This is a genomic window from Pseudonocardia halophobica, assembly GCF_050948485.1.
Taxonomy (GTDB): Bacteria; Actinomycetota; Actinomycetes; order Mycobacteriales; family Pseudonocardiaceae; genus Pseudonocardia; species Pseudonocardia halophobica.
Genome location: NZ_CP192046.1, coordinates 6,575,238 through 6,588,975 on the forward strand (window position 1 = coordinate 6,575,238; position 13,738 = coordinate 6,588,975).

Consider the following 13,738-nt stretch of genomic DNA (forward strand, 5'->3'; position numbering starts at 1 on the left):
GGGCTGGCTACGGTGGGGTGATGACCAGCGCCCCCGCCCAGAGCGTGACCGCCTCCGACGTCGACGCGGCGGCGGGGCGTTTGCGTGCGGTGATCGGGCCGAGCCCCCTGCAGCTCTCGGCGCGGCTGTCCGACGCCGTCGGCGGCGAGGTGTGGCTCAAGCGCGAGGACCTGCAGCCGGTCCGCTCCTACAAGATCCGCGGCGCCTACAACCTGATCGCGCAGCTCTCGCCGGAGGAACGCGAGCGCGGGGTGGTGTGCGCGTCCGCCGGGAACCACGCCCAGGGCGTCGCGTTCGCCTGTGCGCGGCTGCACGTCACGGCCCGGGTCTACCTGCCCCGCACCACGCCGCGGCAGAAGCGGGACCGGGTCGCGCGGCTGGGCGGCAAGGTCGTGGAGGTCGTGGTCGTCGGCAACACGTACGACGACGCCGCCGCGGCCGCCGCCGCCGATGCCGAACAGACCGGCGCCACCCTCGTCCCCGCCTTCGACGACCCGCGCACCGTGGCCGGGCAGGGCACGGTCGTCCGCGAGGTGCTCAGCCAGCTCGCGGACCCGCCGGACCAGATCATCGTCCCGGTCGGCGGTGGCGGGCTGCTCGCCGGAACCCTCGTCTACCTGCGCGAACGGTATCCCGACGTCCGCGTGATCGGCGTCGAGCCGGCCGGCGCCGCGAGCATGGCCGCAGCCCTGACGAAGGGCGAGCCGACCACGCTGAGGGAGGTCGAGCCGTTCGTCGACGGCGCCGCGGTGCGCCGGGTCGGCGAGACCACGTTCCCGATCGTGCGCGAGGCGTCGATCGCGGTCGACGCCGTGGACGAGGGCCGGATCTGCGTCGAGATGCTCGCGCTCTACCAGAGCGACGGGATCATCGCCGAGCCCGCGGGCGCGCTCGCCCCGGCGGCGCTGGGCCAGCTGGACATCCCGCGCGGATCGAGCACGGTCTGCCTGCTCTCCGGCGGCAACAACGACGTCAGCCGCTACGCCGACATCGTCGAGCGCGCCCTCGTGTGGGAGGGCCGCAAGCACTACTTCCTGGTGGAGTTCCCGCAGGAGCCGGGCGCGCTCCGCCGCTTCCTCGACGACGTCCTCGGGCCGGACGACGACATCACGCTCTTCGAGTACGTCAAGCGCAGCAACCGGGAGACGGGCCCCGCGCTCGTGGGGATCGAGCTGGGCGACCCGGCCGACCTCGAGCCGCTGCTGGCCCGCATGGAGGCCTCGCCGCCGCAGATCGAGCCGATCCCCCCGGACTCCCCGCTCTTCCGCTTCATCCTCTGACCGGACGCCGGGTCGAGATGCACGAACGGCGCTCTCGCTCACCAGGTGTGAGCGGGAGCGCCGTTCGCTCAAGGGTCAGCGGAGCAGGGAGCGCGCCATCACCATGCGCTGCACCTGGTTGGTGCCCTCGTAGATCTGCGTGATCTTCGCGTCGCGCATCATCCGCTCCACCGGGAAGTCCTTGGTGAAGCCCGCGCCACCCAGGAGCTGCACGGCGTCGACCGTCACCTGCATCGCGGTGTCCGAGGCCAGGCACTTGGCGGCCGACGAGATGAAGCCGAGGTTCTTCTCGCCGCGCTCGGCGCGCGAGGTCGCGACGTAGACGAGCTGCCGCGCCGCCTCCACCTTCATCGCCATGTCGGCGACCATGAACTGGATGCCCTGGAAGTCGGCGATCGCCTTGCCGAACTGCTTGCGCTCCTTGATGTACGCGATCGCCTGGTCGAGCGCGCCCTGCGCGATGCCGACGGCCTGCGCGCCGATCGTCGGGCGGGTGTGGTCCAGCGTGGCGAGCGCGGTCTTGAAGCCCGTGCCCTCGGCGCCGATGATCCGGTCACCGGGGATGCGGCAGTCCTGGAAGTAGATCTCCCGCGTCGGCGAGCCGGCGATGCCGAGCTTGCGCTCCTTCGGGCCGACCTCGAAGCCCGGGTCGTCCTTGTGCACCACGAACGCGGAGATGCCGTTGGCCTTCTTCTCCGGGTCGGTCACGGCCATGACCGTGTACCAGGTGGACTCGCCGGCGTTGGTGATCCAGCACTTGGTGCCGTTGAGGACCCAGTCGTCGCCGTCGCGGCGGGCGCGGGTCTTCATCGAGGCCGCGTCGGACCCCGCCTCGCGCTCGGACAGCGCGTAGCTGATCATCGCCTCGCCGGACGCGATCGACGGCAGGACCTGCTTCTTCAGCTCCTCCGAGGCCGAGAGCAGGATCGGGACCGAGCCCAGGCCGTTGACCGCCGGGATGAGCGACGACGACGCGCAGACCCGCGCGACCTCCTCGATCACGATGCAGGCGGCCAGCTCGTCGGCCCCCTGCCCGCCGTACTCCTCGGGGATGTGCACGGCCTGGAAACCGGCCTTGACCAGCGCGTCCTTGGCCTCGTGGGGGAAGCGCGCCTGCTCGTCCACCTCCGCGGCGTGCGGCGCGATCTCCTTCTCGGCGAGCGCACGCACGGCGTCGCGGAGGGCCTCGTGCTCCTCGCTCAGCCGGTAGGCGTCGAACTCGGCGTTCAGCATCTCTTCTCCCACGTCGGTGTGTCCGGGTGCGTCCACTCTAACGGCACTCCGTGCCACAGAACAACGCTCCTGCTACCCTCCGTGCCATGTCCCGTGTCACTCCGCGCCGCGGCCGCTCGGCCGAGGGACGCGCGGAGGTGCGCCGCGACCTCGTCACCGCGGCGGTGGACCTGTTCACCGCGCAGGGCTACGACGACACGACGGTCGACGACATCGCGGCCGCCGCCGGCGTCGGGCGCCGGACCTTCTTCCGGTACTTCAAGGGCAAGGAGGACGCGGTCTCCCCCGACCACGAGCTCGGCCTCGCACGGATCGCCGAGGTCTTCGCGACCGCGCACCCCACCGAGCCGCTGCTGTCGGTGGTGCTGCGGGCCGGGGAGACGGTGTTCGACCTCTACCTGTCCGACCCGGGGACCGCCCGGAAGCGGTTCACGCTGGTCCACGAGGTGCCCGCGCTGCGCGACCGGGAGGCGGCCATGGTGCACCGCTACCGGCGGCTGTTCACCAAGGAGCTCGCGGCGCGGCTCGCCGACGTCGAGGACGGGGACCTGCGCGCGGCCGTCACCGGGGCGGCGGTCGTCGCCGCGCACAACCAGGCCCTGCGCCGCTGGCTGGCCGACGGCGGCACGGTCGAGGACACCGAGGCCTGCCGGGCGCACTTCCGCAAGGTCGCCGACATGCTGCCGCTGGAGCAGGCGCCGGACCTGGAGGAGGTGGCGCGCCGGCTGGAGCGCGCGGCCCGCTCGCTGGAACGCCGCACGAGCTGAGCCGGACGGCCGATGCCCGGTCCGGGCGGGTACGCGACGATCGCCCGGTGAGCGAGATGAGCCCCGACGAGTACCTCGACGCCGTCGACGAGAAGCGCCGCCCGGACGTCCTGGCGCTCGACGCCCTGATCCGCGAGGAGGCACCCGGGCTCGACCGCGTGGTGCAGCGCGGGATGCTGGGCTACGGCCCCTTCCGCTACCGCTACGCGACGGGGCGGGAGGGCGAGGCCACGCTGATCGGGCTGGCCGCGCAGAAGCGGTACCTCTCGCTCTACGTCCTCTGCTCGGTCGACGGCCGGTACCTGGCCGAGACCTACGCGGACCGGCTGCCCGGGGCGTCGATCGGGAAGTCGTGCGTGCGGTTCACCGCGCTCGGGAAGGTCGACGAGCAGGTGCTCCGCGAGCTGGTGGCGGAGGCGGCGGCCATGGGCCCGCAGGACGCGGCCGGAGTCTGACGACCCCCGGACATGAGTGATCCCCGGGCCGCAACCCCGTCGGAACGGGGAGCGCACGCCGAGCTGGACTGGGCTCGGGCCCGGGGACCACTGGTGACCGCCTGGGATTCGCCGGCACCTACCGGCTTCCACTGGCCGTCAGGAAGACGTCCTGTTGGTGCCTAGCGGACAGCCACCTCACGAGTCCTGTCGCTAATCAACGTCGGACCACCTCCCTTCTCGTGTACCGCCACCCTACGACTGCGGGGCCGCCGCGCGCCACGAAATTGGGGAGTGTGATCAGGAGGCCGGCCCGGACGCCTTCTCGCGAAGCGCCGCGTCCTTCTGCAGCACCATCTCCTCGAGCGCGGACTGGAAGCTCTCCATCCGCGCACGCAGCTCCGGATCGGCCGCGGCGAGGATCCGCACGGCGAGCAAGCCGGCGTTGCGCGCGTTGCCCACCGCGACCGTGGCGACCGGCACCCCGGCGGGCATCTGCACGATCGACAGCAGCGAGTCGAGCCCGTCGAGCACCTTCAACGGCACCGGCACGCCGATCACCGGCAGCGGGGTCGCGGCGGCGACCATGCCGGGCAGGTGGGCGGCGCCGCCGGCCCCGGCGATAATCACCTGGATCCCCCGGCCCGCGGCGTCCCGGGCGTAGTCGAGCATCCGCTGCGGGGTGCGGTGCGCGGAGTACACGCCGACCTCGTACTCGACGTCGAACTCGGCGAGGGCGGCCCCGGCGGCCTCCATCACCGGCCAGTCCGAGTCGCTGCCCATGATCACGCCGACGCGCGCGCTCACACCCGTGCTCCCGTCTCGGTGGGGACCTCCGCGGGTACGGCGGCCCCGTCGTGCACCGACCAGCCGTCCGTCCACTCCGCGGTGGACAGCCACTGCGCCGCGAGGACCGCCTTGCGCCGGGTCTCGGCGAGGTCGGTGCCGAGGACGTTGACGTGCCCGACCTTGCGCAGCGGCCGCTCGCCCTTGCCGTAGAGGTGGACCTTGACGTCCGGGAACCGCGCGAAGAGGTGGTGGATGCGCTCGTCGACGCTCATCTCCGGCGCGCGGTCCGCGCCGAGCACGTTCGCCATGACGACGACCGGCGCGGTCATCGTGGTCGTGCCCAGCGGGTAGTCGAGCACCGCGCGGAGGTGCTGCTCGAACTGCGAGGTCCGGGCGCCCTCGATCGTCCAGTGCCCGGAGTTGTGCGGGCGCATCGCCAGCTCGTTGATCACGAGCCCGGAGGCGGTCTCGAACAGCTCGACGGCCAGCAGCCCGGTCACGTCGAGCTCCTGTGCGATCCGCAGGGCGAGCGACTGGGCCTCGAGCGCGCGCTCCTCGGACAGGTCCGGCGCGGGCGCCAGGACCTCGACGCACTGGCCGGCCTCCTGCACCGTCTCGACGACGGGCCACGCGGCGGCCTGCCCGAACGGCGAGCGCGCGACCTGCGCGGCCAGCTCGCGGCGCATGGTGACGGCCTCCTCGGCCAGCAGCGGGGTGCCGGCGACCAGCAGCTCGCGGACGAGATCGGGATCTGCGTCGCGCAGGAACCAGACGCCGCGGCCGTCGTACCCGCCTCGGGCGGCCTTGAGGACGACGGGCCAGCCGTGCTCGGCGGCGAACGCGTCGATCTGCTCGGGCGCGGTGATCTCGGCGAACGCCGGCACCGGGAGCCCCATCGCCGACAGCCGACGGCGCATGACGAGCTTGTCCTGGGCGTGCTGCAGGGCGTCGGGGTGCGGCCGCACCGGCACGCCCTTCGCGACCAGCGCGCGCAGGTGCTCCTGCGGCACGCCCTCGTGGTCGAACGTCACCGCGTCGCAGCCGACCGCGAGCGCCTCGAGCGCGGCGAGGTCGTCCGCCCCTCCCGGTACGACGTCCGGCGCGACGAGGGGCGCGGGCTCGTCCGGCTTGACGGCCAGGACCCGCAGCGACTGGCCCAGCCCGATCGCGGCCTGGTGCGTCATCCGGGCCAGCTGGCCCCCGCCGACCATCCCGACGACCGGGAAGTCCCGGCGCGGTGCAGAGGTGCTCACGGTCGGAGAAGCCTACCCACCGACACGCGGGAGACCCGGGCCGGACGCCGGTACGCTGCGGCGCTCTGGCACGATCGATCGAGTGTCCCTGGTCGAGACGACGCTGGCGCTCATCCCCGAGCCCTTCCGCGGCATCGCCATCAAGCACCGGGAGCTGCTCAAGTTCGCGATCGTCGGCGGGGCGACGTGGGTGATCGACACGGTGGTCTTCCTGGTCCTGAAGACGACGGTGCTGGACACCAAGCCGCTCACCGCCAAGATCATGGCAGTGCTGGTGGCCACCATCGTGTCGTACGTCATGAACCGCGAGTGGTCCTTCCGGACCCGCGGCGGCCGTGAGCGGCATCACGAGGCCCTGCTGTTCTTCGTCGTCAGCGGGCTCGGGGTGGCGATGTACTCCGCGCCGCTCGCCGCCTCGCGCTACGTGTTCCACCTGCAGGTGCCCGAGGTGTCGCTGCTCGCCCAGGAGGTCGCGGACTTCGTCAGCGGGCAGATCCTCGGCACGCTCGTCGGCATGGCGTTCCGCTGGTGGGCCTTCCGCCGGTTCGTGTTCCCGGACGAGAACGTGCGCCGCCAGGTCACCGTCCCCGAGCACCTCGACGAGCTGGGGCAGTAGGCCGGCTCACCAGTCGATCGCGCTCAGGAAGCCCAGCAGCGCGGCGTTCACCTCCGACGGGCGCTCCTGCTGCACCCAGTGCCCCGCCCCCTCGACCAGGATCTCCCCGCGCAGGTCGTCGAGATACTCCGCCTGCCGGTCCGGCGGCGTCATCCGCAGCACCGGGTCGGCGTCGCCGGCCAGGAAGAAGCTCGGCGCCGTGACGTGCGCCCCGGCGACCTCGGGCGTGCGCTCCCAGTTGCGGTCGAAGTTCCGGTACCAGTTGATCCCTCCGGTGAACCCGGTGCGCGCGAACTCCGCGGCGTAGTGGTCGAGCTCCTCCTGCGTGAGCCAGTCCGGCAGGGACTCCGGCTGCGGCAGCCGCTCGACGATCCCGCGGCCGTCGTCCGCGCCGATCAGCCTCGTCCCGTCCCCGGCGACCAGGCCGCTGAGCATGCCGCGCATCGTGAGCGTCGGGTCCTCGGCCATCTCGGCGTCGGCGACGCCCGGCTGCTGGAAGTGCAGGATGTAGAAGAACTTCCCGGCCAGCTTCTCGCGCCAGATCTCCGTCGGCGGCCGCTGCGCGCGGGGCACGAACGGCACGCTCATCCCGCAAACCCCCGCGACCCGCTCGGGGTGCAGCAGCGCCAGGTTCCACACGACCATGGCGCCCCAGTCGTGCCCGACGAACACGGCCCGTTCCTCGCCCAGGTCGTCGAGCAGCGCGACGAGGTCGCCGGTGAGGTGGTGGATGTCGTAGTCCTCCACCCGCTCGGGGCGCGAGGAGCCGCCGTACCCCCGCTGGTCCGGCGCGACGGCGCGGTAGCCCTCGGCCGCGAGCGCCGGGAGCTGGTGCCGCCACGAGTACGCCAGCTCCGGGAAGCCGTGCGCCAGGATCACCGGCCGGCCCGAGCCCTCCTCGGTGACCCGCAGCCGCACCCCGTCGCCCACCTCGACCGTCCGCTCCGCCATACCCGCACCGTAACCGAGCGGGCGTTCAGGTAGTGGTGGCTGGTCGGGCGACGGCCGGAGTTCGTCGGCGGCAGACCCCTCCGACCCCGGCCGCACACCCGCCCCTTCCGCGTCGCACGCGGTCGACGGGTTGTGGGAGGGCGGGGTGGGTGTGCGGGCGGTCGGTTCGTGGTGGGCTGCTGGTGGAGGCGCGCTTCGGGGGCGGTGGGGCCCAGGACCGGACTCGTGTCGACCTGACACACCCGTCGGCACCCCGTCGCACCATCGCCGGTACCGCGCCACACCCGGTCGACGCCCTGTGGAAGGGCCGAGAGGGTGTGGCGACGGCAATCCGCGCCGGCGATCGCTGGGCGGAGCGCCGCGAGGACGGCGAGGCGCCCATGATCCAGGAGGGCCGACACACCCGACGAGGCGCGATACATCCTGTCGACGACCTGTGCCACCGACACGGCGGGTGTGAGACCACGCTCGGGCGGGTGTGCCGCGCCCGACTGGATGCGCCACCGGCCAAAGCGGATGTGCGATAGCCCGAGCGGGTGCGCCAGGGGCTCAGCAGATGCGCTGCCGGCCGGAGCGGAGGCGCAACCGCGGCCGGAGTGGTGCCCCTCGCCACCCGACCGCCGGACCCGCCCCGCGACTCCTACCGGGGGGTGACGGCGGGGCGGGGAGTGCCGACCACGTCGTCGGCGCGGGCGGCGGGGAGGAAGATCGTGAAGGTCGGGGGGCGGGCGCGGGAGAGCTCCAACCGCCCACCGTCCGCCTCGACCAGCGCGCGGGCCAGGGCCAGCCCCAACCCGGTCGACGACTGCACCGAGACCCCCCGGTCGAACACGTGCGGCACCAGCTCCTCCGGGATCCCGGCGCCGGTGTCGCTCACTTCCACGACCAGCATGTTCGCCCCCTCCCGCGCGGAGATGGTGACGGTGCCGCCACCGTGCTGCAGGGCGTTGTCGACGAGGGCGCCGACGGCCTCCCGGATCCGCGCGGGCGTGACCCGGGCGAGCAGGCCTTCCGGGACCCGCAGCTTGAGCCGCCGCCCGGCGGACTCGAGGGCGGGGCGCCACTCGTCGGCCACCTCGGTGAGACCCGAGCGCAGGTCCATCGGCTCCGCCCCTGCGGCACGCGCGGCACGGGCGGCCTCCAGCAGCTCGTCGAGCACCTCGGAGAGCTTCTCGGTCTGTTCCAGGGCGGCGAGGGCCTCGCGGCGGGCGCTGGGGTCGGGATGGGTGGAGAGCTCGTCGAGCCGCAGCGTGAGTGCGGTGATGCGGCTGCGGAGCTGGTGCGAGACGTCGCCGACCAGCGCACGCTCCCGCTGCACGAGATCGGCGAGGGCGCCGGCCGAGGTGTCGAGCACGTCGGACACCCGGTCGAGCTCGGGGATGCCGTGGCGGAGCGGGGTCCGGCGGAAGTCGCCGGCGCCGAGCCGCGCGGCCCGCTCGGCGACGTCGAGCAGCGGTTCGGCCAGCCGCCGGGCGGTGACCGTGGCGACCACCGCGCCGGTGCCCACGGACAGCACGACCAGCAGCATGACGATCACCACGACCTGGAGCTGCTGGGTGCGCATGACGGAGATCGGCTCGGAGAGCGTGATCGTGCCGCCCTGGCCGAAGGGCAGCGACTCGGACAGGATGTCGGGGCTCTCGACGGTGCCCACCCGCTGGACCGGCACGCCGGGGACGTCGACGACGAGCTCGCCGCCGGCGGGCACGGCCAGGGCGATCGCGGCCGAGTCGAGCGGGGTGCCCGGCGGCTTGTCGTCGAGCCGGTCGTCGATCTGCTCGAGCCGCTGGATGAGCTCGGCGCGGGTGAAGTCGTCGACCAGCCGCCAGGTGGTGAAGGCCAGCGGCCCGCCCAGGACCAGCGCCGTCACCGCGACGACGAACAGCGTCGAGAGCAGGATCCGGCGGCGCACGCGTCAGCCGTGGTTGAACCGGAAACCGACGCCGCGCACCGTCGCGATGCGCCGCTCGCCGCCGATCTTGCGGCGCAGCCAGGACATGTGCATGTCCAGCGTCTTGGAGGTCTTCATGTCGGGGTCGTTCCACACCTCGCGCAGGATCTCCTCCCGGGTGACGACCTGCCCGGCCCGCAGCAGGAGCACGCGCAGCAGCTCGAACTCCTTGTTCGCCAGGCCGACCTCCTCGCCGTCGACCAGGACCCGGCGGCCGGAGAGCTCCATCCGGACCCCGCCGACCTCGACGGTCTCGGGCGTGAGCCGGCGCAGCAGGGCGCGGACGCGGGCGAGCAGCTCGGCGAGGCGGAAGGGCTTGCCGACGTAGTCGTCGGCGCCGGCGTCGAGGCCCACGACGAAGTCGACCTCGTCCGTCCGCGCGGTGAGCATCAGCACCGGGAGGTCGGGGAAGTCGGGCCGCAGCCGGCGACAGACCTCGAGCCCGTCCATGCCGGGCAGGCCCAGGTCGAGGACCAGCAGGTCGACGTGCCCCTGCCGGACGGTCTCCAGCGCGGTGGTGCCGTCGGCGGCGACGTCCACCTCGTAGCCCTCGCGCTGCAGGGCGCGGGAGAGCGGCTCCGCGATCGCGGCGTCGTCCTCCGCCAACAGGACGGTGGTCACGTGGGTGAGCTTAGGCCCGTCCGCACCCGGGCTCGCGTGGCATGCTCCCCGCCCGTGACCTCCACCGGGACCGATTCGGACACGCGGGCGGATCTCGCCCTCGCGCTCCAGCTCGCCGACATCGCCGACGCGATCACCCTGCCGCGCTTCCGCGCGACCGACCTCCGGGTCACGCGCAAGCCGGACCGCACGCCCGTGACCGACGCCGACACCGCCGCCGAGGATGCCCTGCGCGCGGCGCTGGGCGGGCAGCGGCCCGGGGACGCGGTGCTCGGCGAGGAGCGCGGCGGCTCGCTCGACGCGCTGCCGCCGAGTGGGCGCGGCTGGGTGCTCGACCCGATCGACGGCACCAAGAACTTCTCGCGCGGGATGCCGGTGTGGGCCTCGCTGATCGCGCTGACCGAGCACGGGCTGCCCACCGTGGGCGTGGTGAGCGCCCCGGCGCTGGGCCGGCGCTGGTGGGGCGCCGCCGGCCACGGCGCGTGGACGAGCGACCGCCCGGGCGGGGAGTCGCGGCGGATCTCCGTCACCGGGGTGGCCGAGCTGGCCGACTGCTACGTCTCGACCACCGACCTCAACACCTTCCGCGCGCACGGCCTGCTCGACGGCTGGCTCGCGCTCACCGCGGCCTGCTGGGAGACGCGGGCCTTCGGCGACTTCTGGCAGCACTGCCTGGTCGCCGAGGGCGTCATCGACCTGGCCGTGGAGCCGGAGGCCAACGCGTGGGACCTCGCCGCGGTGCAGCCGATCCTCGAGGAGGCCGGCGGCCGGCTCACCGACCTGCAGGGCCGGCCGGGCTTCGCCGGCGGCAACGGGATCGCGTCGAACGGCCTGCTGCACGATGCCGCTGTGACGATCCTCGGGGCGGGCTGAGGCAGGGCGCGGGTTAACGTTCGTTCATGCCGGATGCTCCCGAGATCGCGTTCGAGGACCTCACGCCGGGCCGGGTCTTCGACTTCGGTTCCGTGACCGTCGACCACGACGAGATGGTCGAGTTCGCCCGCCGCTTCGACCCCCAGCCGTTCCACCTCGACGAGGCCGCGGGCAAGGAGTCGATCTTCGGCCAGCTCGCCGCGTCGGGCTGGTTCACGGCCGGGCTGTGGATGCGGCTCTACGTCGACGACCTCCTGCTGCGCTCGACCGCCCTCGGCTCCCCCGGCGGCGACGAGATCGCCTGGCCGGCGCCGGTCTTCGCGGGCGACGAGCTGTTCGCCTCGCTCGAGATCCTCGAGGCGCGGCGGTCGTCGTCGAAGCCGTGGATGGGCCTGATCACCCTGCGGGCCTGGATGCGCCGGGGCGCTGCCGACAGCGAGGACGTGGTCTACCGCGCCCGCTTCACCGGCATGTTCGGCTCGCGGGAGCACCCCCGCCCCTGAGCCCGTCGACCACGTCGACGGGCTCAGGGATCGGCGGTCGCGTGCATCTGCGGCTGCCTGCACGGCCGCCGTCGCCTGCGGACGACGATCATGGGCCTCAGTCGCCGGACAGCGCCTTGACCACGCGGGAGGGTGAGGGGCGGCCGAGCTTCCCCGCCATCCACACGCTGGTCCCGACGAGGGCGTCGAGGTGCGCGCCGTGCGTGATGCCCAGCCCGTCGAGCATCCAGACGAGGTCCTCGGTGGCGAGGTTGCCGGTGGCGGACTTCGCGTACGGGCAGCCGCCGAGCCCGCCCGTGGAGGCGTCGACCGTGGTCACGCCGCGACGCAGGGCGGCGAGGGTGTTGGCCAGGGCCTGGCCGTAGGTGTCGTGGAAGTGCACGGCGATGCCGTCGACGGGGACCGACGCCGCCACGCACGCGTCGATCACGGCCTCGGCGTGCCCGGGCGTGCCGGTGCCGATCGTGTCCCCCAGCGAGAGCTGCCAGCAGCCCATCTCCATGAGCCGCCGTCCGACGGCCGCGACCTGTGCGGGCTCGACCGCGCCCTCCCACGGGTCGCCGAAGGCCATGGAGACGTACGCCCGCACCCGCATCCCGTGGTCGAGGGCCCGCTTCACGGTGGGCTCGAACATGTCGAACTGCGAGTCGAGGGTGCGGTTGAGGTTCTTCGCCGCGAAGGTCTCGGTGGCGCTGGCGAACACGGCGACGTGCTCCACGCCGGCCTCGATCGCGCGGTCGAGGCCGCGGTCGTTGGGCACCAGGACGGGGTAGTCGACGCCCGGCCGCCGGTCGAGCGCGGCGAGCAGCTCGGCGGCGTCGGCCAGCTGCGGGACCCACTTCGGGTGCACGAAGCTGGTGGCCTCCAGCGTGGTCAGACCGGCGTCGGCGAGCCGGGACAGGAACTCGGCCTTCACCTCGACCGGCACGACGGCCTTCTCGTTCTGCAGCCCGTCCCGCGCGCCGACCTCGTAGATCGTCACGTGCGCGGGCAGCCCCGCGGTGGGCACGGTCATGGGCAGCTCAGGCATCGTCGGCGACCTCCTGGTAGAGCAGCGAATGCACCTTCTCGACGGCGGGGACGTCCGTGAACTCCAGCGGCTCGTCGGAGGCCGACTCGATGACGAGCGTCCCGCACCCCAGCATGCGCTCCGCGACGGTGTGCCGGAACTGCACGGTGTTGATCCGCGACATCGGGATGTCCATGCCGCTGCGCGAGAGGACCCCTTCGCGGACGAGCACCCGGCGGGTGGTCACGACGAAGTGCGTGGTCCGCCAGCGCACGAAGGGCAGCACCGTGAACCGCCCCACCAGCACCGCTCCGACGACGGCGAGCGCGACCCACGCGACGGGCGCCCAGCTCTGCGCGCTCACCAGCGCCGCGAGGAACGACGCCGCGCCGACCACCACGAGGAACACCAGCACCGGGAGCACCAGCATCTTCCAGTGCGGTCGGGTGTGGAGCACCACCCGCTCGCCCTCGACCAGCAGCTCGTCCGGATAGGCCACCCACCCACCGTATCCGGGGGATCACGCGTCGGGACGGTCCGCCGGTCGCAGGTGCACGATGTCGCCCGCCGCGATCGCGCGGCGGTGCCCGTCGGGTTCGAGGACGAGCAGGTGGCCCTGCGGGTCGACGTCCTCGGCGATCCCGACCAGCGCCGAGCCGCCGGGCATCTCGACCCGCACCTCGGAGCCGAGCGAGAGGCAGCCGGCACGGTAGTCGCCGCGCAGGCCGGACTCGTCGGCGTCGCCCGCCGCGGCGCGCCAGGCCGCCTCGCGCTCGGCGAGGTTGCGCAGGAGCGCGACGAGCAGCTCCGAGCGGTCCACCCGGGCCCCCTCGGCGGCGAGCGAGGTCGCGGTCTCCGGCAGCGTCCCGGCCGGGGCGTCGACGTTGATCCCCATCCCGAGCACGACGCCCGGCCCGCCGCCGGAGACCGGCGTCATCTCTGCGAGGATCCCGGCGCCCTTGCGGCGGTCGGGGCCGAGCAGCAGGTCGTTGGGCCACTTGAGGCCGGCCGCGACGTCCGGCGCGACGGCCCTGATCGCGTCGAGCAGCGCGACGCCGGCGAGCATCGGCAGCCAGCCGAGCCGCTCGGCCGGGATGCCCTCGGGCCGCCACAGCACGCTCACGGCGATCCCCGACCCGCGGGGCGCCTCCCAGGTGCGGTCGAGCCGGCCGCGGCCCGCCGTCTGGTGCTCGGTGACCAGCACCGAGCCGTCCGGGGCGCCCGCGAGGGCCGCCGCCGTCAGGTCCGCGTTGGTCGAGCCGGTCTCCTCGACGACGTCGAGCCGGGACCAGCGCCCGGCGGGGCCGAGCAGGGCGTGTCGCAGCGCGTGCTCGTCGAAGGGCTGCGGCGCGGTGGTGCTCACCGCCGGAACCTATCTCCGTACGCGCCGCCCTTCCCGGCCCGAGGCGTGGTGAAGGCGCCCGACGGTGCCGGAGGCGCGTCCGGTGCGCCGAGCGG

The 13,738-nt window shown here is 73.5% G+C and carries 15 protein-coding genes; 6 read left to right on the forward strand and 9 right to left on the reverse strand.

Going from position 1 to position 13,738, the window contains the following annotated elements; all coding sequences use genetic code 11:
- Positions 1-20 precede the first annotated feature (20 nt).
- Positions 21-1,280 carry a threonine ammonia-lyase IlvA gene (gene ilvA, locus ACQP04_RS31355; RefSeq protein ID WP_433504112.1) on the forward strand — a complete coding sequence of 420 codons (1,260 nt, stop codon included), beginning with the start codon at positions 21-23 and terminating at the stop codon, positions 1,278-1,280.
- A 75-nt stretch (positions 1,281-1,355) separates the two neighbouring features.
- Here ilvA and ACQP04_RS31360 read toward each other — a convergent pair whose 3' ends face one another.
- Positions 1,356-2,513, reverse strand: a complete 1,158-nt coding sequence (locus ACQP04_RS31360; protein ID WP_433504113.1) for an acyl-CoA dehydrogenase — start codon at positions 2,511-2,513, stop codon at positions 1,356-1,358.
- 86 nt (positions 2,514-2,599) lie between these two features.
- Between ACQP04_RS31360 and ACQP04_RS31365 the strand changes: the two genes are divergently transcribed.
- A complete protein-coding gene (locus ACQP04_RS31365) occupies positions 2,600-3,280 on the forward strand; it encodes a TetR family transcriptional regulator (protein WP_433504114.1) in 681 nt (226 codons plus the stop codon).
- Between the two features lie 56 nt (positions 3,281-3,336).
- The gene (locus tag ACQP04_RS31370) at positions 3,337-3,735 is read left to right on the forward strand and encodes a DUF1801 domain-containing protein (protein ID WP_433508472.1); all 399 of its coding nucleotides are present in this window, start codon (positions 3,337-3,339) and stop codon (positions 3,733-3,735) included.
- A gap of 279 nt (positions 3,736-4,014) precedes the next feature.
- Here the strand turns inward: ACQP04_RS31370 and purE are convergent, their stop codons facing one another.
- On the reverse strand, positions 4,015-4,521 hold the full coding sequence (purE, locus tag ACQP04_RS31375; protein WP_433504115.1) for a 5-(carboxyamino)imidazole ribonucleotide mutase: 507 nt from the start codon (positions 4,519-4,521) through the stop codon (positions 4,015-4,017).
- Positions 4,518-5,756, reverse strand: coding sequence for a 5-(carboxyamino)imidazole ribonucleotide synthase (locus ACQP04_RS31380; RefSeq protein WP_433504116.1), 1,239 nt, complete (start codon positions 5,754-5,756; stop codon positions 4,518-4,520). The genes purE and ACQP04_RS31380 overlap by 4 nt, the downstream gene beginning before the upstream one ends.
- Positions 5,757-5,838: 82 nt before the next feature.
- Between ACQP04_RS31380 and ACQP04_RS31385 the strand changes: the two genes are divergently transcribed.
- On the forward strand, positions 5,839-6,372 hold the full coding sequence (locus ACQP04_RS31385; RefSeq protein WP_433504117.1) for a GtrA family protein: 534 nt from the start codon (positions 5,839-5,841) through the stop codon (positions 6,370-6,372).
- 6 nt (positions 6,373-6,378) lie between these two features.
- Here the strand turns inward: ACQP04_RS31385 and ACQP04_RS31390 are convergent, their stop codons facing one another.
- The 3 genes from ACQP04_RS31390 to ACQP04_RS31400 all read right to left on the reverse strand — a co-directional run bounded on the left by ACQP04_RS31390 (position 6,379) and on the right by ACQP04_RS31400 (position 9,895).
- On the reverse strand, positions 6,379-7,323 hold the full coding sequence (locus ACQP04_RS31390) for an alpha/beta fold hydrolase (RefSeq protein ID WP_433504118.1): 945 nt from the start codon (positions 7,321-7,323) through the stop codon (positions 6,379-6,381).
- Positions 7,324-7,963: 640 nt separating this feature from the next.
- On the reverse strand, positions 7,964-9,235 hold the full coding sequence (locus ACQP04_RS31395; RefSeq protein WP_433504119.1) for an ATP-binding protein: 1,272 nt from the start codon (positions 9,233-9,235) through the stop codon (positions 7,964-7,966).
- Positions 9,236-9,238: 3 nt separating this feature from the next.
- Positions 9,239-9,895, reverse strand: coding sequence for a response regulator transcription factor (locus tag ACQP04_RS31400; protein ID WP_037046442.1), 657 nt, complete (start codon positions 9,893-9,895; stop codon positions 9,239-9,241).
- A gap of 54 nt (positions 9,896-9,949) precedes the next feature.
- On the opposite strand from ACQP04_RS31400, the gene hisN reads away from it, so the two are divergent.
- A complete protein-coding gene (gene hisN / locus ACQP04_RS31405; protein WP_433504120.1) occupies positions 9,950-10,768 on the forward strand; it encodes a histidinol-phosphatase in 819 nt (272 codons plus the stop codon).
- A gap of 26 nt (positions 10,769-10,794) precedes the next feature.
- Positions 10,795-11,271, forward strand: coding sequence for a MaoC family dehydratase (locus tag ACQP04_RS31410; protein ID WP_433504121.1), 477 nt, complete (start codon positions 10,795-10,797; stop codon positions 11,269-11,271).
- A gap of 97 nt (positions 11,272-11,368) precedes the next feature.
- Here the strand turns inward: ACQP04_RS31410 and ACQP04_RS31415 are convergent, their stop codons facing one another.
- Genes ACQP04_RS31415 through ACQP04_RS31425 form a run of 3 tightly spaced genes read right to left on the reverse strand, consistent with a single transcriptional unit; the run spans position 11,369 to position 13,643 of the window.
- Positions 11,369-12,301, reverse strand: coding sequence for a hydroxymethylglutaryl-CoA lyase (locus tag ACQP04_RS31415; RefSeq protein WP_433504122.1), 933 nt, complete (start codon positions 12,299-12,301; stop codon positions 11,369-11,371).
- Positions 12,294-12,779 carry a PH domain-containing protein gene (locus tag ACQP04_RS31420; protein WP_433504123.1) on the reverse strand — a complete coding sequence of 162 codons (486 nt, stop codon included), beginning with the start codon at positions 12,777-12,779 and terminating at the stop codon, positions 12,294-12,296. The genes ACQP04_RS31415 and ACQP04_RS31420 overlap by 8 nt, the downstream gene beginning before the upstream one ends.
- Before the next feature lie 21 nt (positions 12,780-12,800).
- Entirely contained in the window at positions 12,801-13,643 is an 843-nt protein-coding gene (locus ACQP04_RS31425) for a biotin--[acetyl-CoA-carboxylase] ligase (RefSeq protein WP_433504124.1), read from the reverse strand.
- Positions 13,644-13,738 lie beyond the last annotated feature (95 nt).